13 protein-coding genes are annotated in these 19137 nt (G+C 57.0%); 4 read left to right on the forward strand and 9 right to left on the reverse strand.

The annotated features are described in order from the left end of the window. Positions 1-12 precede the first annotated feature (12 nt). From ROO76_15595 to ROO76_15605, 3 genes are all read right to left on the reverse strand, one after another. Positions 13-2451 (reverse strand): ABC transporter permease, encoded by a 2439-nt coding sequence (locus ROO76_15595; GenBank protein ID MDT8069588.1) that lies wholly within the window; start codon positions 2449-2451, stop codon positions 13-15. A 128-nt stretch (positions 2452-2579) separates the two neighbouring features. Further along, complete coding sequence (locus ROO76_15600) at positions 2580-3305, reverse strand: ABC transporter ATP-binding protein (protein MDT8069589.1); 726 nt, start codon at positions 3303-3305, stop codon at positions 2580-2582. Between the two features lie 24 nt (positions 3306-3329). Then, complete coding sequence (locus ROO76_15605; GenBank protein ID MDT8069590.1) at positions 3330-4589, reverse strand: efflux RND transporter periplasmic adaptor subunit; 1260 nt, start codon at positions 4587-4589, stop codon at positions 3330-3332. A 243-nt stretch (positions 4590-4832) separates the two neighbouring features. Here ROO76_15605 and ROO76_15610 point away from each other — a divergent pair, with 243 nt between their 5' ends. Then, positions 4833-6017, forward strand: a complete 1185-nt coding sequence (locus ROO76_15610) for a fused response regulator/phosphatase (protein MDT8069591.1) — start codon at positions 4833-4835, stop codon at positions 6015-6017. Positions 6018-6216: 199 nt separating this feature from the next. Here the strand turns inward: ROO76_15610 and ROO76_15615 are convergent, their stop codons facing one another. The 6 genes from ROO76_15615 to ROO76_15640 all read right to left on the reverse strand — a co-directional run bounded on the left by ROO76_15615 (position 6217) and on the right by ROO76_15640 (position 15343). Then, complete coding sequence (locus ROO76_15615) at positions 6217-7971, reverse strand: OmpA family protein (protein ID MDT8069592.1); 1755 nt, start codon at positions 7969-7971, stop codon at positions 6217-6219. Between the two features lie 45 nt (positions 7972-8016). Further along, positions 8017-8778 carry a hypothetical protein gene (locus tag ROO76_15620; GenBank protein ID MDT8069593.1) on the reverse strand — a complete coding sequence of 254 codons (762 nt, stop codon included), beginning with the start codon at positions 8776-8778 and terminating at the stop codon, positions 8017-8019. An 11-nt stretch (positions 8779-8789) separates the two neighbouring features. After that, on the reverse strand, positions 8790-10298 hold the full coding sequence (locus ROO76_15625) for a hypothetical protein (GenBank protein MDT8069594.1): 1509 nt from the start codon (positions 10296-10298) through the stop codon (positions 8790-8792). A 20-nt stretch (positions 10299-10318) separates the two neighbouring features. After that, a complete protein-coding gene (locus tag ROO76_15630) occupies positions 10319-10819 on the reverse strand; it encodes a zinc-ribbon domain-containing protein (protein MDT8069595.1) in 501 nt (166 codons plus the stop codon). Positions 10820-10872: 53 nt separating this feature from the next. Then, on the reverse strand, positions 10873-12000 hold the full coding sequence (locus ROO76_15635) for a hypothetical protein (GenBank protein MDT8069596.1): 1128 nt from the start codon (positions 11998-12000) through the stop codon (positions 10873-10875). Between the two features lie 424 nt (positions 12001-12424). Beyond that, positions 12425-15343 (reverse strand): DUF2225 domain-containing protein, encoded by a 2919-nt coding sequence (locus tag ROO76_15640; protein ID MDT8069597.1) that lies wholly within the window; start codon positions 15341-15343, stop codon positions 12425-12427. Positions 15344-16021: 678 nt separating this feature from the next. Here ROO76_15640 and ROO76_15645 point away from each other — a divergent pair. From ROO76_15645 to ROO76_15655, 3 genes are all read left to right on the forward strand, one after another. Then, on the forward strand, positions 16022-16711 hold the full coding sequence (locus ROO76_15645) for a hypothetical protein (protein MDT8069598.1): 690 nt from the start codon (positions 16022-16024) through the stop codon (positions 16709-16711). 27 nt (positions 16712-16738) lie between these two features. Beyond that, positions 16739-17317: a DUF3617 domain-containing protein gene (locus ROO76_15650; GenBank protein ID MDT8069599.1), complete on the forward strand. Its 579-nt coding sequence runs from the start codon at positions 16739-16741 to the stop codon at positions 17315-17317. A gap of 622 nt (positions 17318-17939) precedes the next feature. After that, positions 17940-19106, forward strand: coding sequence for a DUF5666 domain-containing protein (locus ROO76_15655; GenBank protein MDT8069600.1), 1167 nt, complete (start codon positions 17940-17942; stop codon positions 19104-19106). The last annotated feature ends 31 nt before the right edge of the window (positions 19107-19137 follow it).

Genomic DNA, 19137 nt, shown 5'->3' on the forward strand with positions numbered 1-19137 from the left:
GTTCCAATCTACTTATTCTTCTCTGAGAGTTCTCATCGGATCGAGTTGTGCCGCACGTCTCGCCGGGAGATAGCTTGCAAGCAACACTGTCGCCGCAAGCAACACCGATGTCCCGGCCAGCGTGACAGGATTGAATAGGCTGACTTCGTAGAGCAGACTCGACAATGCTCGCCCGGCAAGGAAAACCCCGAGCAGGCCCAGCACGAGTCCTGCCATAGCAAGTCGAACCCCCTGGCGCAAAATCAATCGCAGGACATCATTACGCTGCGCTCCCAACGCCATTCGTACCCCGATCTCACGGACACGCAGCTTCACACCATAATTGATGACGCCATAGAGCCCGAGCGTGGAGAGCAGGAGCGAGAGTCCAGCAAAAATCGAAAGGAGCACGACGAGGAAACGGCGCCCTACGAGCGACTCGTCCACCCGCTCTTGCATTGTCTTGAGGTCATAGATTGGTTGATTGGGATCGACAGCACGAACCGCGTTCCGAATGAGCGATCCTGCCGAAGACGGATCGGACATTGAGGTTCGCACCGCGATGGAAGCACTGTCGTTTGGAAACTGCGCAAGTGCGAGATAGTACATGCCTTCGCTACCGTCTGCTTCCAACGACGAATGGCGCGCGTGGGCGACGATGCCGACGATTTCAATCTTCGGATACTTCTTTCCGAGGCTGATGTATTGGCCAATGGGGTCCTGGTTAGGCCAGTACTGTTGAGCGAGTACATCGTCCACGATTGCCACCGGTTGCGTCTTCTCGCGGTCGGCAATGCTGAACGTGCGTCCGCGCAATACAGGGATCCTCAGCGTGGCAAAGTAGTCCGGAGAAATCTCGCGGATGTACCCATGCGGTCCGGGATCATTTGGCGCCTGCGGGCGTCCCACAATCCCAAATGAAGCAGAACCGCACATGTCCACGAAAGGCACGCAGTCCGCAATCGCCACGTCGGAAACACCAGGTTGCGCTCGAAGCTGATCCTCAAGTGCGGCGTAAAACGCAGCCTGTTGCTGGTCATCTTTATATTTGGAATCCGGCAGAGAAACGACGGCCGACATCACTCTGCGTGGATCGAACCCGGTTTGGACCTGCTCCAACTGGTGAAGACTTCGCACCAGCAGGCCTGCACCCATCAACAGAACCATCGCCACCGCGATTTCGCCAATGACTAGAGCCGAACGCAAACGTTGCCGCGCTTTGCTCATGCTTTCGGATCGGCCGCTCTCCTGCAAGCTCTGGAACCAGCGCGCATGCGTCAGGTGCCATGCCGGAGCAATCCCGCACAGAATCGCGCAGATCACACCCGCGACCGTAACGAAAAGCAATACAGGCATATCCAGTCGTACCGACAGGTTCGATGACAGACTAGCCGGTGCAGCAGCTAACAGGAGGGGGATCGAAATGTTCGCGATGAGGACTCCAAGTAGTGCGCCAGCTCCAGCAAGAACCACACTTTCTACGAATGCCTGCTGGAGCAATCGCATGCGGCCCGCTCCTAATGCGATCTGGATTGAGACTTCTCGCTGGCGAGCGGACGCGCGCGCCAGTTGCAGGCCTGCGATATTGGCACACGCAATCAGCAGAACAAGCGCGACAGCGCCGATCAATATCGCAAGCGGCCGACGGAGGCTGCCGCTGATGAATTCGATCAACGGCATCGAGAACATTCCCCATCCCGACGCCTTACCGAAACTCTTGGCTCCTTCGGACGCAACCACCTGCGACGCTTTCACGTTCAGGTACGAATTCACCTGCTCGACGGTTACGCCCTGCCGCATGCGGCCAACCGCGAAGAGGTTCTCGTTATAGCGATAATTCGCGTCGTGGAAACGCTCGGGCTTCAGTCCGAGTGGAGCCCACATCTCCGCCGTATTGGGCCAATTGAAATCCGGCCGCATCACACCGACCACTTCGTACGGCTGCTCGTCAAACATCAGTTTGCGTCCAACAATGTTCGGATCTCCGCCGAACCGCCCTTTCCATGCAGCGTACGAGAGCACGACCTCGTGATTGGCCCCGGGAACATCTTCCTCGGGACGGAACGACCGCCCGAGCAGTGGGCGCGCCTCGAACACGTCGAACCATCGATATGTAACCCTCGCCGCATTGATCTTCGTTGGCGTGGTGCCGCTGGGGGTGTAGTTAAAGCTGCCGGGCTGCATTGCTGCGACGGCACTGAACAGATTCCCCGCATCCATGGCGTCTCCCACATCTGGCGCCGACATGGAGATGTTCGCTAAATCTCCCATCGCATACTTCGCCCGCAGAGCCACAACGCGATCCGGATGAGGAACGCCACTGGGATTGAGAAGAACGGCATTTGTAACGCTGAATACGGCTATGTTCGCGCCAATACCAAGCGCAAGCGTCAGCACCGCCGTAATAGTGAACGCAGGGGTTTTGCCAAATTGCCTCAGAGAATACCTAAAAGTTTGTGCCAGGTTTTTCATCTCAACGCCCCTCTGAGCCCATTTTGAGAAAACAAGCTCCGTCCGATTGCGCGAATGCGCTCTGTGGCCCTGGATCAGTTTTTCAGCAGGTCGCCGTCTACTCGATTGCAACCAGTCACGTACGGGGATTACGCACCCGTTTCCTGCATCAGCTTCTTCAGTTCTTCTTCGGCAACGACTTTACCGTCGAACAGGTGGATTTCTCTTTGCGCATGTTTGGCGAATCTCGGATCGTGGGTAACCATGCAAATAGTCGCGCCGTCAGAATGCAGTTTCTGGAGCAACTCCATGACCGCTTCGCCGTTGCGCGAATCAAGGTTTCCGGTAGGCTCGTCTGCAAGCAGGATAGAAGGATGGCCGGCAAGCGCGCGTGCAACCGCGACGCGCTGTTGCTGACCGCCTGAAAGCTGCGAGGGATAATGACGCACGCGGTGGACCATTCCAACGCGCTCCAGGGATTCCGTAACGCGTGCCTTTCGATCGCTCGCGCTCATCTTCTGCCGGTACGTCAGCGGAAGTTCCACGTTCTCGTACACGGTCAGGTCGCCGATCAGGTTAAAACTCTGGAAAATGAAGCCGATCTCCTGGTTGCGAATGCGGGAGCGGTCCGCGAAATCGAGGTTCTCTACCGCCTTTCCATTGAGTTGGTACGAACCGCTCGTTGGCGTGTCGAGCAGGCCGATGATCGACAACAGTGTCGATTTTCCGCAGCCGGAAGGACCCGACATCGCGACGTACTCTCCCTTCGAAACCGAGAGATGGACACCACTCAGTGCGTGCGTCTCAACCTCATCGGTGTAGAACACCTTCGTGAGATCCTGAATGTGGATCAGCGGAGTTCCAGCATCGTTCATCAGATTTCCCCTAAATGGATTTCGTTACTCAAGCCGAATTCTGTCGGTGTTGTCGTACCGTGACATGTCGGAAAGGATCACCGTATCGCCTTCCTTCAGGCCTTCCAATATCTCAATCGAGTTGACCGAAGCACGCCCTACCTTCACGGGAACGCGCGTTGCGGTATTCCCCGTCGGATCGAGCTTGAATAGGCTGATTGTGCTGTTCTCCTGGCCCATCGCAGGACGACCCACGTAAAGAACGTTATCCAGCTTCTCGAGATCGATTGTGCCATCCACCGACAGATCCGGTCGGGCCCCCTTGGGCAAGTCGCCAGTCAGTTTTACGTCAACCGTGACCGTTCCGTTCTGCACCGCTGGGTCGACCCTGGTCACAGTTCCCGCGACCACGCCATTGTGGGTATCGATCGAGGCCGGCTCGCCAATCTGAACGTCACGCGCCTGCGTCTCCGGAACCTTCAACTCGGCCATCAGGTGATCCGGCTGTACAACCTTCGCAATCATTGCCCCTGGAAGAACATGCTGCCCCACCTGTACCGGCATGTCGACCAGCACACCATCAATCCCGGCGCGAACATGAAGATCATCGAGTTGTTTCTGCTTGAGATCGGACAACGTTCGCAGTTGTTCTACTCTCGCCTGCTGAACCATCAACTGCGATTGAATCGACTCCTGGTTGATCTGCAGCTTCTCCCCTTCGAGCTTATGGCGTGTGCTTAGCTCATCGGCCTTTCCTGCAGAAGCCTTGTATGCCAACCCGGAAATAACGCCGAGGTGATAAAGCTCCTTGTCGGTCTCGGCCTGACGCTCGGCCTGGTGGTAGTCGGCACTTACAGTGGCAGCACCTGCCTTCTGCGTCATCAGGTCACTGTCAAGCTTCACCTTCAGTGCAGCGAGTTCGGCTTCTGCAGCCTTGACCTGCAGCTTCGCGTCGACTGCCGCTTGCTCTACCTGCGGATTGCTCATGTCCAGCAATATGGTGTCTTGTTGAACATGCGTTCCGGGGAGCACGCGGATTCGCGTGACCGTCGCCTCAGTTTCAGCCGGAATCTGGCGAGTATCTTCTTGTGTCGGTACCAGTGAGCCGAGTCCGCGAACCTGGCGCAGCATCGAGCCACGCTTCACGGTATCAGTCCAAACCGTGCTCCGGTCGACGCTCGGGGCGGCAGGTTTCAAGCGCGAGACACCAATCGAGATGAGCACAATAAAAACGAGAGCTACCACTCCACCAACAATCTGGCGGCGGCGCTTTTTCTGTTTGAGTTCGGGGCGTGCGATATCCATCGCCAACAGCACTTGCATTTCAGTGACCACACGTTAAGGGCATTACTACCACGTATTTAGAAAGGATTAGAGGCCTCATCGACGCTCCGCTTGTCCCCACACGGACTGAGGTGTCCGAATTCGGACAGCGGGAATGGCGATGTTCCCCTATACGGAAACACTTTTTTCTTTGTTCCCTTAGGCAAAGTTTGCAATTGTCGACGGCTCTTGTGGTGGCTCCCGAATTGCTACTGCACAGATGCGATGAACGACACTGCTATGAACGAACCGACCGATCCGCCCCGAGCAATAGCAGAAATAAACGACTATCCTGGGAAGATTCTCATCATCGAGGATCAGTCGGAAGTTCGCCAGGCTATCGCAATGCTGCTTGCGACCGCGCGCTACCAAACGGTTGTGGCACAATCGCCGGAAGAGGCATTGGCTCTAGTGCAGCATGAGAGCTTTGACCTGATTCTCCTCGACCTCAATTACCGCCGCGATACGACTTCGGGCGCCGAGGGTCTGCAACTCATGTCGCGACTGCGCGAGCGGGGAATTGACGTGCCGATCATCGCCATGACCGCTTGGGGCAGCATTGAACTCGCCGTCGCAGCGATGCACGGCGGCGCACATGATTTCCTCCAGAAGCCCTGGGATAATTCGCATCTGTTGCGCCTGGTGTCGCAACATCTCGCGCAAGAAAAGGATCGGCGCAGCATTCGTGTGCGCAGGCAAATGGAACTGGATGATGCCATCGCGGTTCATCGCCGGCTCCTGCCCCGCCAAATGCCGGAGCTTCCTGGGTTCACCATCGCCGCCAACAGCCGCTCCTTCGACCACCTTGGCGGCGATTACTATGACGTGCTTAGCATGGGAGATAAGGTTGCGATCTGCATTGGCGACGTGATCGGTAAAGGTCTACCCGCGGCCCTCGTGATGTCGAACTTGCAGGCTGCGGTGAAGGTGACTGCGGCGCCCTGGGTCCGTCCCGCCGAACTCTGCCAGCGAATCAATGAACTCGCGTTCAGTAACGGTGCCTCGGACAAGTTCATCTCCTTCTTCTATTCAGTGCTGAACCTCCGTACCAACCGATTGACGTACTGCAATTGCGGACACAATCCGCCGATCTTGCTCCGCGCAGACCAAAGCGTAGAGCGATTGGACGAGGGTGGAACTCTCATCGGAATTCGTAAGGACGAACTATTCCAGGAATCAAGCATCCCCTTGGAACCCGGGGATAGGCTGCTCCTGTTCACGGATGGATTATCTGAGGTCGAGGACAGGGAAGGTCGTCAGTACGGTGAGGATCAGTTGCTTGGCCACTTCCAGACAGCCAGAGGGAGTTCCGCGGAGGACCTCTTGAGCAGCATTCTCGAGAGCGTGAACGGCCACTGCGACTCAAAGTTCACCGACGATTCAACCGCGCTTGTGCTCTGCCGTTTGTGACCGAAACGAAACACGCGCAACGCGCGCGCTGTCCCCTTCATGACCCTTTCGACCTCGGAGAGGGTGCCATCGTGGTAATCCCGCCTGTAGTCATGGCCAGTGCTCGCCCGGCGACCTTGGTGAACGGCCTGCCCCCATCCCCTGAACCCTGGAAAGGAGATACTGCCAGGAATGTGCCCGACCTAAAATGTCAGGGATCTCACTGCAGCACCAGTTCAACCCGCCGGTTCCGGGCCCGTCCCTCGATCGTGTCATTTGTATCGAGCGGCTGCGACTCGCCGAATCCCGCAGAAGTAAACCGATTCCCCGCGATGTGATACTGCGTCGTCAACGCCGTCACCACGGCAGCCGCGCGCTTCCGCGAGAGTTCAAGATTGGAGGTATCGCCCCCAATATTGTCCGTGTGCCCGTTGACGCTCAATTTCCAGCTCGGATTATCCTTCATCGCCTTGGCGATCTCCGCCAATATCGGTTGGGATTGTGGCCTGATCGTAGCACTCGCAAAATCAAAGTTAATTCCATACACTTGCGCGTGTCCGGTCTGTTTCAGCGCCTGCTCGATGTGGTTGACCGGTTGGTCTTCGGGGAAATTGATCTTCACGACCTGCGCCCGGGCCTTGGCAAGCTTCGTACTGAATGCCAGGTTGATTGGGTATTGTGCGTCATCCAGTATCCAGAGATTAAATTCGTCCTGGTCACTCTTGCATACCGTGTGAATGGCAGGAAGTTCCACCGGCTTGTCGTTCATGATCACGGGAAAACCGACATCATTCGCCTCGGCTTTGCTCAGCGTGCAATTGATCTTCGTCATCAGCGAGCCAGACAGGTTTTGCGGGTCCAGGCCTCCCCCACTTTGGGGATTCGTCATCTTGTTCAGGAACCCGGTCAGTGCTCCCTGCACGGTGAACACCTTGTAGCTGAAAGCCGTCTTACCCTTGGTTTTCAGGTCATTGAACACTTCCTTCGAAACCGTCTCCGATGTTGTTCCCGGAAAAGTGAACGGATCCATCTTGCTGAAGTAAAGATTGACCTCGTGAGCATTCGCCAAGTCCTGCGCAAGCACCTTGCGCCGCGTGTCCGTTCCCTGGAACCCCTTGGCGGTCGACGCCTTCGCCCCACCAACACCGGTCGAGTTCTTCGGCGGGGCCTCCGAGGAGATTGCAATGACGACTCCGTCTTTGGCGATCTGGTTCACCGTCACGATTGCCTCGTAATCTCCCAAGGGAAAGTCGTTGACCGCGCCGACTTCCGTCAACCCAACCTTCAATGGAACCAGCGAACTGTTGCCCGTCACAGGCGATCCCGAATAACTCTTCCAATGCGGCAACTCCGGTTGCGGCGCCGCGTCACTCGACGATTTTCCGTTCATCGCCGAAGCGGCCATGGCTATAAGAGAAGCGGCCGCACTGGTGTCCGCTGAAGTGCTCCCACCCGACGAAGAGCTCGGCGAGCCGGCGGAGGACGACGATGCCGATGACGAGTTACCCGACTTCGCCATCTGGTTCTCTAGCGCGCTGGCATATTTGTCAGCAGGGTTGTTCTCGTACTCGTCTTTGAGACCCTCCACCTTCTGCTTCGCCCGATACGCGATGTACGCGCAGCTCCCCATCCCCAGCAACCCAATGAACATGAAGAATCCGAGCACGGTCACGATCACCTTCAACATCCCGCTCCCGGACTTCTGCGGAGCAGCAGCAGCGATCGATGCCTGTGTCGCGGCCGGAGCTGGTGCCGCACCCGCTGCGTAAGTTCCAGCCCCTGAGGCCGCCGCGGCTGCCTGCACCGCCATCCCGCATTTCGCGCAGAATTTCGTCCCCTCTGCCAATGGACTTCCGCAACCGACGCAGAACTTCTTCTCCGGCTCAGCCGCCGCTACCCACTTCGTTCCGCACGACGAACAAAACGCCTGCCCGCCGGCCAGCGATGCCCCACAAGCGCTGCACGTTTTCGCCATACCCGGTCCTTTCCGCGGAGCCCCCTACTACAACTCACCGCAACGTCATTTCTTCGTGACCGTTCCCTCGTAATGAACCTTGTCGATCGATCCGTCCTTGTGCGTCGTTTGCGAGTCCATCGTCCACTGCAGAATGCATCCCGAATCCTTGGTCAGCCACACCGTTCCCTTGACGATGTAATCTTTGTTGCCACTGAAACCGACCCTATCCATCAGGTCTTGCTTCGAGTTGTCCACCGTGTACTTGACAGCGGCGAACCCGTTCACAGTATCCGGACCCGCAAGATCAATCTGTGGCTTGTTGATGAATTCGCCCCATGGCGTCGCCGACTGCACCGGCATCGTCGACGCAATCTGCCAGCCGTGGTCGTCCGAACGCGTGTAGTGGAACGTATTGGTAAAGTCCGCAAGCCCGTCGTGAATCTTGTATGCAGAGTTCTGCGCCAGGTCCGGTGTCGACGGCTGCTCGGTAAACATCGAGAAATCAGCCGTATTCGCCGTGACATCTCCTTCCCAACTCTTCGTTTCTTTGTCAGATCCGCTCACCTTGTATGAGAAGTGAACCGGCCCGGGCAGTGTGGTCTGGTTCTTCATGAACGTCTGCAGGCAGTAATCGGCCCCGATCACTGCGTTTCCCGCGGGCGCGCCATTATTTGTAGGCGCGTGCGCATTCTCCTTAGTCTCCTCTTGCTTTGCTTGCTTTCCGGAGTTACACGCAACCAGCAGAAGAACCGCCGCAAACACTACCACGCTCAAACTCGATATCCTGCGTTCAATCACCTTGTACCTCTCAGTTGAAGTTTTCATCCTGTCGCCCCCTACCCCGTGCAAATCTTCCCCGGCGGATTCGGCAGATCGATGTCCTTCTCGAAAATCTTGTACGGTTGCTCGAACGGAACCTTCGGCAGGTTTGGCACCTTCATCCCGAGCACCTGTGCATCCGCGCTCACCTGGCCTTCCAGGTGCAGCGTGAATCTCTGGCACGGCACCAGGCTCAGCATTCCCGAATGCGATGCCGTACTCGACAAAATCACCTGGAACGTCGCCGCCGCTTCTGTCTTCAACACGTTCTGAACCTGCTTGTGAATGTAGTGACCGATCGTCGTCTTCTCCAGCAGGGCAACTGCGGCATCCGCCACGGAATCCGGAACTTCATTCGCCACTTCTTCCGCGCCTGTCTTCAATTCAAATCGCGGCAGTGCGATTGCCACTACCACTCCGAATGCGGCGTACGGAGAAAATGCCGTCGATGGTTGAATCGAGCTATTTGCGCTGGCTTCGCTCGTGTTCTGCGAACCGCCCGGACTCAAGCTGAGCCCGGTTACGCCGTTGTAGTCGACATGAAACGATCCCTTGGCGATTTCCTGTTTTGTGCTGAACGCAGGATGAAACAGCAGCGCTTCCCCGATCTCCAGCGTGAACGGTACCCCGCCTACGAACAGTGGCACCGACATGATTGCCGGCAGCTTCAGTTTCTCTTCCCCAAGTTCCGGTGGCTTCTCCGATCCGCTTCCCACCGTCCAGTTGAAATCCACCGCGCCGTTTACATTCGAATTGCTGAAGTCAAACTTGCTGACATTGCTGTTGTTCACCACAAGCGCCATCGACGACTCGAAGTTCTTCACATAACCGTTTCCGCTGATATCTCCGTCGATGTCGCCATGCCTCGCCAGGTCCACGTTGAAGTCCACGCGGTCCGGACTGAAGTTCGCGTTGCTCTTGATTTTCCACCCCTCTTCGTCCTCTTCCGCGCTCTCGCTGTCCGCATCCTCCCCCGCATAAACACGAGGCTCCAGCCGGTCCAGCCAGTCGAAGAACCCGTTTCGATTCGTGGCTGCACGCGCCCGTACTTTCTGCATGTGCACCTCGTGAAAGTTAACAGGAGTGTGCCACTGGATATTGGCATCTTTGAAGAGATCCGTTAGGGAGGCTCTCTCCGTTGCGACAATTAGTTGCGAGCCGTCAATCGCAATCGCCTGGATCCTCTTGAACGTCAGTCCCTCGAACAGCACGACCTTGCCCGGCACGAGTTTGTCCCGTATCTCCGGGACATTCTCGAAAAAGAAGATGTCGTGATCGCGTGTCACGCCCTTAATCGTGCGCCTCACCGTATTGGCGTCGATGCGCTCGACCCCGTCGGCAAACGTCGCCTGGAACTTGGTTCCCGGAGCATTCGTCAGATCGATCCCCCATGCCGGATGGATCGACTTGCCCGCCGCCCCCGTCCCGCCGACGACACTCGCCGTCGTCCCGGCCGATTTTCGGCATCCGCTCGCAAAACACATCAGCGATGCCAACACCAACAGAAGCACTCGCGTTCGGCTCATCGACCCCCTCCTCCGCGCCTCTATCCGACTTGCTTAGCCGCCAGTTGCCCGATGAACGGAATCTTAAATTCGCGGTTGTTGTACGCCTGGTACATCAGGAACAACCAGAACAGGAACAGGGCAAGCGAAATCGCCAGGCGGATCGGAATCGCAATCAGATAAAGCCATCCGCTGATGCTGCCGAGAATGTCCCACCCAATATTCCAGGCAATCGCGAACACGATGCACGCCACGCTATAGAAAATCGACTGGAACGCATGGAATCGCACGAAGTGGTCGCGCTTATACGGTTCGAGTACCAGGAACACAATCCCGGAAATGACCCCAAGAATGTATGCCAGTGCCCCCGCCATGTTGCTGGTGAGCCCCGGTACGCTTGCCTGTACCGGAACCGCCGCCACCTGCGCCGGAGCCACTTGTGCCACCGGCGCCGCCGCTCCCGCCCTTGTCGATTGTCCGCAGTTTCCGCAGAACGCACTGTCGGCCGCAATGGCCGTACCGCAATTTGGACAGAATGCCATGGAGATTCTCCTTCCTTTATGTGGACCGGGCTCTGCCCGGCCCCACTTGCTCATCAATGAGCGTCGTTCGAAACCTCAAATGACCACACCGAGTCGAACATCAATCCATCGCCTTGCGCCCGTGCGACATCACCACCCGAGAACTCCTTCGATTTTGAGATCGGGCGTAGTACCACCGCATACTCTCCGGGAAGCAATGCCGCGCTTGGCGATATCCGGTACTGCCCTGTACCCGTCTTCTGCACGTTCGCCCTCACTCGTTCTTCCAGGAACTTCGAGTAGATCTGCCAGTCCGCAGCAGCGCTGCTGCTCATGTCCTCTTTTCCCTGTGTCGCCCCGACGATCCTGCAAGAGTTCTGTGCCGGCGTAAGTTTCACAATCGCCGGTGCAAAGTCGTCCGGATGCACCCCTGGTGTAATCGAAAAATTCACCGTGAACGCCGGTGAAACGGTTTGCAGAACGTTCGTCGACGCCGGACTCGGAACACCCCACACATACGTCACCGTCGGCCTGCGTCTGGCCATCATCCCGGAAAAAATGCTCCCCGCCTGCTGAATCGTGGACGCTCCCGCCATTGATGTCATGTGCGACGTCGCACTCATGGTTGCCGTGCCAATCCCCGCCTGCATCGCCTGCGTCACTGCCGAGTCTCCCGCCAGGCTGGTCATCGACGTCGGCTTCGTTTTCGTTTCCGCCAGCTGCGTTTTCTCCATGGGAATCTCTTGTGGCATTCCATTCAACAGCACACTCACCGTCGGCATATTCGATTGCGCTGGTGGCAGTGGTGACGTCGGTTCTGGCGGCGGTGAACCCCCTGACGCTGCCGCAGTCGCGGGCGACGCCGCTGGAGGCGTACCCACTGCCGCTGGAGATGTCGCTGTCGCAGGCGCCGTTCCCGATGCCGCCGCCATGATCGCGTCCATCTCAGTCTGTGTGACACCGGCCTTCTCCAACGCGATCAGACCGTCCGGAGAAACATCGAACTTCGACTTGCGCGTCTGGATGGTTGTGACGATTATGGTCTCCGGAACACCTGCCTTGACCATCTTGATAACGTCAAGGTTTGTCATTACCGCAAGCTTCCTGCTTGTCGATTTGTGCTGCTGTGCCGAGGTTGCGCACACGATCAGCGAACTGCAGACCAGCAGGAACAACACTCGTAACCTGGAGCTGTTTTTCATTTCTGACGTTCCTTTCCCAGCACGATGCCAGGCCACTCAGTCCGCGGCAGGGTCGTTGATCCCGATTGGACCGACTGCGAAGAACTCGACTGAGTACATCGTGAAATAGTTATTGGTATTCCCGTAGTGACGAGCGGCTTTGCCGCCGCTGGCTGGGGTGGTCGCATCATGATCGGACCCCTCTGTTGTGCGAAGGTTTGTAATGCCAGTACAAGAACGACGCCGGCAACACTCCACCGAAGCTTCATTGCCACTCTTCCCCCACTCAGCACGGAGAAATACCGCGGTGGCAAAGATGTGTCAAAGGAACTGCCCCTGACATTGAGCTGACCTGCTAAGTTATTCTTTTCTGAACGAGTTGTGGTCAGAACTGACCGGCGAAATTTCCCGCTCAACCGAACTTAATGGCACAGAATCTGCAGATTTACCGGCTCGGGTTGTTGCTTGCGACTTCGCTTCCCTGTTGCTGGTTCAGAACCTGCTCGGCGCGATGCGCCAGCAGTTCGAGTCCACGACTATGGGCCTCCACAGCCAGCGAACTCAGCTGCGCCCGCGTTGGAACGGGCGACGTCTTCATTTCCAACTCGGCTAGCGCTATCCGCGCCTCACCTTCCAGGTTGTAATAGCCCAACCGCTTGGCCGTCGACACTGTGGAACGCAGTTCTTGTCGCGCCTGCGCCAGCGCATTCGTAGACCCACGACCCTCCGACGCCGCGTTTACCCGCGCTCGTTGGATATTCAACGGCAACAGCAACGCCGGGTCAGCACCGCTGCCACTCAACTCTGCCGCGCGCTTAATCGCCTTCAAGGCCTCGTCCACCTTGCCCTTCGCCAGCAGCGCGCGGCTCAGCAACGTGTATGCTGACGTTGCGTCCGGGTCCGAATGCTGTTTTTCAAATTCCGCGATCACGTTTCGCAGTACAGGCTCGGCATTCTCCGGATGTCCTTGCAGCAAATCGAGTTCCGCAAGTTCTTCCTCAGTTTCGTCGGCAAGATCGGCCGCTCCCATCTTCTTCTGTATCGCCAGCGTCTTTTCAAATTCGTCACGAGAAGCATCCAGGTTACCCTCCGCCGCCAATACTTCCCCGAGCACAACCATCGCGCTCGTCAACCCCTGGTAATTCCCCTGCTCCTGGCTGAGCGACTGGATCGCTCCACCCACCATTCTGTGTGCATCCCGTACACGACCCTGCGTCAGCGATAAATCCGCACTGCGGTACAACAAGTAACCTGGCAAGTTGGGCTCCAACTTCGCAGAAGCTTGCAAGGCTTGTTCGTAAAGCTTTTCCGCCCCGCCCAGGTCACCACGCAGGTAGCTGACATCGGCAAGATTCCCGACCGTGGTAACAATGTTTTGCTTGTCGCCAGCCTGTTCGAAATGGGTCTTCGCTTTCCTGTAGAGTTCCTCCGCTTTATCCAATTCACCCTGGTTCTCATACACAATTGCCATGTTGTTCAGGATCGCGCCTGTCTTCTCATGTTCGCCGCCCATCCCATCCAAGACCTGGAGTGCCCGGTTATACGATACAAGCGCTCCCTCAAACTGGCCTCGTGTTCCCTGGTTGTCTCCCAATAGACGCAGCGAATCCGCTGCCGCAAGGCGGTTGCCCGCGGAGATGAAGATCCGGTATGCCTCCTGGCAAGAAGCTTCGGCGTCTTCTGCATGGTCGCTGTAATTCAGGTACATGCACTCGTCGCGTCGCGCCCGTGCGTAGAGTAATGTCTCCCCCTTGGACCACGCTTTGGTCAAGGCCTGGTGAATAAGGCTCACCGAATCGACTTTGCTCACACTGAATCGTGCTTCCGCTATGTCAATCTGCGGATCACTGGAAGCTGGGGTCGGTAGACTCCTTAGCTGGTGGATTGCTTCCAGTGCCTCGCTTCCATGCCCGGCTGACGCTTCCGCGTATGCGAATTGCAGGCCGTACTCCACGTTATCCGGAAACAACTCGAAAAGTGCGTGGTAAACCGATGCTGCCTTTTCGTGATTTCCCAGGCTTTCGTAGTAATCTCCTTCAACTAGCATCCGGTCTGAAGTTGGCAGTTTTCCCGACAGTTCTCGTGCCCTCTTCGCCTCTTCCCGTCGCTTCTGCTCGTATCCAAGTCCGGTCCACGCCCGTGCCAGCATCAAATGGGCCAGTGGAAACTTCGGATCGACCGTAATAGCCTGCTCCAGTAGATCCTTTGCCGCGGAGACATCAAATCGGCGCAACTTGCTTATTCCCATCGCATAGAATTTGGCCGCTTCCGAATCGTGCGGCATCGACGACAGCACTCCGGTTTCATCCGCCAGTTCCAGGCGCGGCACCCCAAGCCGGTCTCGAAGTTTCTCACCTACGCGGGAGACAATCTGGAACAGGTCGTCAGTTCCGCCGATTTCCGCAATCTCCGTCAGAATTTCGCCGCTCTTTGCATCCTGTAGCCGAACGTCGAATCGCAACTGCCCGTGGTCACGTTCACCGACGGCGGCATACGATCCCAGCACCAGGAAATCGCTGTTCAGCGCGTCACCGATCCGTGCCGTAGTCACTCGGTCCAGTGTGTCAGCTTGTGTCCATGGCGACGACATTCGAAGATTCGCCACGTCTTCTCCGGAAACTAACCGAAGCTTCCCACCGCCGGACAGTTCCGTGCTCAGCATTTCTGAGAATGCAGTCCCCAGCCATGCGTCGTTCACGCGCCCGGAGAGATTCTGGAATCCAAGCACTGCCACCGATTGTCGCATCGCGACCGGTGACGCAGCCTTCGCATTCAAATGCTTGCCAACCCTCCACCACGCAAAACCTAGTCCAAGCGCCACTACAACGATTAGCGCCGAAATAACATACAAAAGGTGAGGTGGTCTGGGTTTTGCCGCAATCTCGGGCACCACAACCTCAGCTGCGGAAACCACACCCACTGGCGCTGGCGAGGTTGGAGGGAAATTCAGAACCGATGCTGCAACGTGTGGAACTGGAACCGAAACATCTTCGGGTGCGTTTACAGCAATTGGCGTCGCCGCACCGACCACCGTCACGGGCGCGATGAACCGATAACCGTGTCGCGGTACAGTTTCAACAAACCTGGGATTATCGGGATCGTCGTCGATCACCGCTCGGAGCTTCTTCAGGATGACGTTCAGGCTTCCATCGAAGTCAACGTATGTTCCTTCGGTCCATAACTTCTGCTTTAGCTCCGCCCGAGTAACGATTTCGCCAGGCCGCTCCAGCAGCAGAACCAGAACGCGAAACGGCTGGTCCTGGATTCGGACGCGCACACCATTGCGAGTCAGCGTGCCGCGTGCAATATCCGCCTCAAAGAGCCCAAATCGGAATAGCGCCCGGGGAGAGCCGCCGGTTTCCATGCCTCACACCCACAGTGTGCCCGGCATCATAGCATGAAAGTAGTCACGTCAGCAGGGCTCTTAACAGCCTGAATCCGAAGGGCTTACCAGGTCAGGAAAGAATAAGTACGAGTTCCTTTGACGTTCACTGGTACAGCCGCTTAAATCACCCTGGCGCGGGCTCAGGGGGAGACCCGCGGAAAGGAGCCGGCGGTGAATTATTCAGTCTTTCCCTTCGGCTCCCTCTTGCTCTTCTCCCTGTCCCTCACTCAGATACCCGTCTCCGCTAGTGCTTCTCAGTCTCTTCCCGACCCATCCAGTTCTCAAACGCTCCCGTGGCGGTCCCGTCGCCTTGGACCTGACCTTCTCAGCAAGGCCGTTTCACACCTGAGCCCCAAGTGGATAAATCCCGAACTCTCCGGGCGTGGCTTTAATCCACAAATCACCTTCGCGCTTCAGCAACAGCAATCGTACTTGCAGTCCACCTCTGGCCTGTTGGATTCAGCACGCCTCGCAACTCTGCCCTTCGGACCGACGCTGCCAACCTCTTGCCCTTCTCCGGCTATCCTCACCGTAAATGGCAGGTCCGCCGGCGTGGTATTCACCCCGTACCGTCCTGACAATATTTACAGGATCGAAGGTTGCTCTTTTGGCAATGTGCGCGGGCACCTCGGTCTCGAACCTCGCTACAGCGGCCCCATGAAGAGCGCGCAACCCCTGAATTTGATTGTGGATGATGGCCCATCTGCCTGGACCGACACCGAGATCGACGCTCACCTCGATCCCGGAATCTCCGGTATTCCCGATACTGCAGTCACCCTGGTCGTCCGTTTGCCCGAGGGACAGCGCCTGGAACTGCCCGGTTGCCTATTTGTGGCAACGCGCGGCGACCCGCAATTGCTCGACGCCATTCCAGCATCGTGGATCCATCTGCAGCCGAGCAGCGCCGGATCTCGCGCAATCGAGCAATTGGAATACATTTCACCCCCTGTAAAGGGAACCGGGGTACCCGCGGACGCAGCCGGAACTTCTGCTTTTGTCTCCCGCTATGACTCTGAAACATTCGGCGACGGCACGGACATTTTCGACTTTTCGCAACTCAATCCCGGCTGGGTAGTTCAAAGCGTGCAACTGCAGACCTACAGTGTCGCCTGTCCGGGCTCAACCAATCCCCACTCCATCGGCCGCTGGGATACCGAATGGAACGATCATAAATTGACCATTAATCTGCAGGACGACACTTGCACCTCGCGTGTCTCCCCATCTTTCGTATTCAACCTGAGCGTTTCGCAATATGCCCTGAAAGTGTGGGTCGTCGGACCGCTTGGAACGAAACCGCTCGCCGATGCACTACTGCACGATAGAAACAACCGGAGTCTTACCAACTAACCAAAACGATTTTGGAGGAGAATAACAATGCGAACGAGTGCTTTGCTCGGCCTGCTTCTCGTAACCTCGGTCTTCGCCTCTGCTGGCGGCCCCGCGAAACCACCGCAACAACGCTCCGACAAGGCCACTGCCCCACCGAGAACAATCCGGGGAGCCAATTATCAGCCGCTGAACATCAAGACCGGGCTCTGGGAGGTCACCTATACGCGGAGCGCAAATGGAGAGATGCCTATGCCCGCCGAATACATGTCCCGGCTTACGCCCGAACAGCGTGCTCGGTTCGAGGCAGCGATGAAGGAGAAATCCACTCACACCTACAAGAGCTGCGTCAAAAAGGAAGATGTCGATGGCTCGCTGTTGAACTCAAAGAATAATCGTGACTGCAATGTCACCATCCTGAAGTCCTCCAGCACCGAACTCGACGGCAAAATGTCATGCAATGTGGAAGGAATGCGCGGCGACGGCACCATGAACATGACCGTTCTCGACAGCGAACACACTAAAGGTGTGACCCACATGACCATGACAGGCAACGGTAAGACCTTCAACACCGACGCCACCTTGTCCAGCAAGTGGATCAGCTCAGATTGCAAAGGCGCTGACTAACAAATTCTGATTCGCGAACCCATTTGCGGCTCATTTCAGCGGTGGGTTCGCAATTTGCTTGCGGATGACTCGATGCCCAGCGATTTACTTGACTGGACTTGAATTCGCAGGTGGCATTTCCTCCGGACGCTCGCCGTAACGTGCCTGCCCGTCCAAGCGGCTCTTGGCGAAGTGCCCACAACGACGTAAATGAATTTTCGAGAAGTGATCATTCGTACTCTTGATAAGCGCGCTTCGTTCCCACAACAGTCCATTGTGCTATGTGCGGGATAGGATTAGACGCCGCTGAGAAGGGCTCGAGTGGTACTTGCCGAGAAGATGCTTCGCAAATATCGCGCTCCAGCCGGCATCACTGCCACACCCATCTAGATTCGAAATGTTAGGACAGTGTAAAGAATTGTTATTTAACTGTTCTGCCATTTTCACTTATCCCATACTAATAAATGTAGATGCAGTTCATCGGAAATTTCACTCCGCGAACGCGCGCCGCCGAGTTGCTCACCGATCCCAAGTTGTCACGTCACAAAGGTGAGTTGTCCCGTCCGTCGACATCTACATCGCGTTCCAAAGTAGAACGCTCGGGCACCACGGCGATCTTGATAGTCGAGGATTCCATTACAAGATGACCAGCAAACCAGCACTACTTTCGATTCTTCTTACAGCCGTCCTTTGTCCCTGTCTCGCCGCAACCCTGCCAGCTCAGACGCCGGCACCGGCCCAGAAGGCTATCGGATCGATTAAGTCCATCTCCGGAAAAACTGTCACGCTCAAAACGGACAGCGGTATCGAAGTCAAGGTTCTTGTTCAAGACTCAACAAAGATTCTGCGCGCTGTTCCCGGCGCCAGTCTGAAAGACGCAACGCCTATTTCGATTCAGGATCTCCGTCCCGGTGATCGCGTTCTCGTGCACGGCACAGCCGGCGAGAACCAGGCGATCGCCGCGCGCCTCATGGTAGCCATGACCAGGTCCGATATCGTCCAAAAACAGCAGCAGGAACTGCAGCAATGGCGCAACGGCGTCGGCGGCCTGGTGAAAACCGTAGACCCCTCGGCGGAAACCGCCACCATCTCAACCACGAGCCCCACCGGCCCGAAGGACGTTGTAGTCAAAATCTCGAAGACGACCATCATTCGCCGGTACGCCCCGAATTCCGTGAAGTTCGATGACGCCAAGCCTGGCACGCTCGACCAGATTCTCCCCGGCGACCAGTTACGCGCCCGCGGCACAAAGAACGCGGACGGCACTGAACTCGCTGCGGATGAAGTCGTCTCCGGCACATTCCACAACATCGCAGGCCTTATTACTTCCGTCGACAGCGCAAACAGCACCATCACCGTAAACGATCTCGCAACAAAGAAGCCCGTAACCATTCATATCACCGCCGACTCGCAAATGCACAAACTTCCGCCGTTCGTCGCCCAACGCCTCGCTATGCAAATCAAAGGTGTTCCGCAGAACGCCGCCGGTCCGCAAAATGAGCGCGCCGACGCCCGTCCCGCGATGGAGCATCGCCTCGAGGGCAGACCGGGCAGCCCTGGTGAAGGTCGGCCCGCTGGCGGAGATCTTTCCCAGATGTTGAGTCGTATGCCTGTGGCCACCATCGCCGATTTGGCGAACGGTGAAGCCGTTATGGTCGTTACGACTTCCGATGCAACCGCCATAACGTTGCTCAGCGGAGTCGAGCCGATCCTTACCGCATCGCCGAACGGAAGTGGCGCGGCTTCGCTGCTCACGCCCTGGTCCCTGGGCTCAGGCGGCGCCGAAGCCGGCGGAGACGTACCACAGTAAGGATTTTATTTTTTCGTCGTTATCTTGGAGA

The organism is Terriglobia bacterium (genome assembly GCA_032252755.1).
GTDB lineage: Bacteria > Acidobacteriota > Terriglobia > Terriglobales > Acidobacteriaceae > JAVUPY01.

What these genes read in the sequence shown, in the direction of transcription:
- ROO76_15595 (MDT8069588.1), bottom strand. Translation starts at nt 2,451, where the DNA reads ATGAAAAACCTGGCACAAACTTTTAGGTATTCTCTGAGGCAATTTGGC.
- ROO76_15600 (MDT8069589.1), bottom strand. Translation starts at nt 3,305, where the DNA reads ATGAACGATGCTGGAACTCCGCTGATCCACATTCAGGATCTCACGAAG.
- ROO76_15605 (MDT8069590.1), bottom strand. Translation starts at nt 4,589, where the DNA reads ATGGATATCGCACGCCCCGAACTCAAACAGAAAAAGCGCCGCCGCCAG.
- ROO76_15610 (MDT8069591.1), top strand. Translation starts at nt 4,833, where the DNA reads ATGAACGACACTGCTATGAACGAACCGACCGATCCGCCCCGAGCAATA.
- ROO76_15615 (MDT8069592.1), bottom strand. Translation starts at nt 7,971, where the DNA reads ATGGCGAAAACGTGCAGCGCTTGTGGGGCATCGCTGGCCGGCGGGCAG.
- ROO76_15620 (MDT8069593.1), bottom strand. Translation starts at nt 8,778, where the DNA reads ATGAAAACTTCAACTGAGAGGTACAAGGTGATTGAACGCAGGATATCG.
- ROO76_15625 (MDT8069594.1), bottom strand. Translation starts at nt 10,298, where the DNA reads ATGAGCCGAACGCGAGTGCTTCTGTTGGTGTTGGCATCGCTGATGTGT.
- ROO76_15630 (MDT8069595.1), bottom strand. Translation starts at nt 10,819, where the DNA reads ATGGCATTCTGTCCAAATTGCGGTACGGCCATTGCGGCCGACAGTGCG.
- ROO76_15635 (MDT8069596.1), bottom strand. Translation starts at nt 12,000, where the DNA reads ATGAAAAACAGCTCCAGGTTACGAGTGTTGTTCCTGCTGGTCTGCAGT.
- ROO76_15640 (MDT8069597.1), bottom strand. Translation starts at nt 15,343, where the DNA reads ATGGAAACCGGCGGCTCTCCCCGGGCGCTATTCCGATTTGGGCTCTTT.
- ROO76_15645 (MDT8069598.1), top strand. Translation starts at nt 16,022, where the DNA reads ATGAAGAGCGCGCAACCCCTGAATTTGATTGTGGATGATGGCCCATCT.
- ROO76_15650 (MDT8069599.1), top strand. Translation starts at nt 16,739, where the DNA reads ATGCGAACGAGTGCTTTGCTCGGCCTGCTTCTCGTAACCTCGGTCTTC.
- ROO76_15655 (MDT8069600.1), top strand. Translation starts at nt 17,940, where the DNA reads ATGACCAGCAAACCAGCACTACTTTCGATTCTTCTTACAGCCGTCCTT.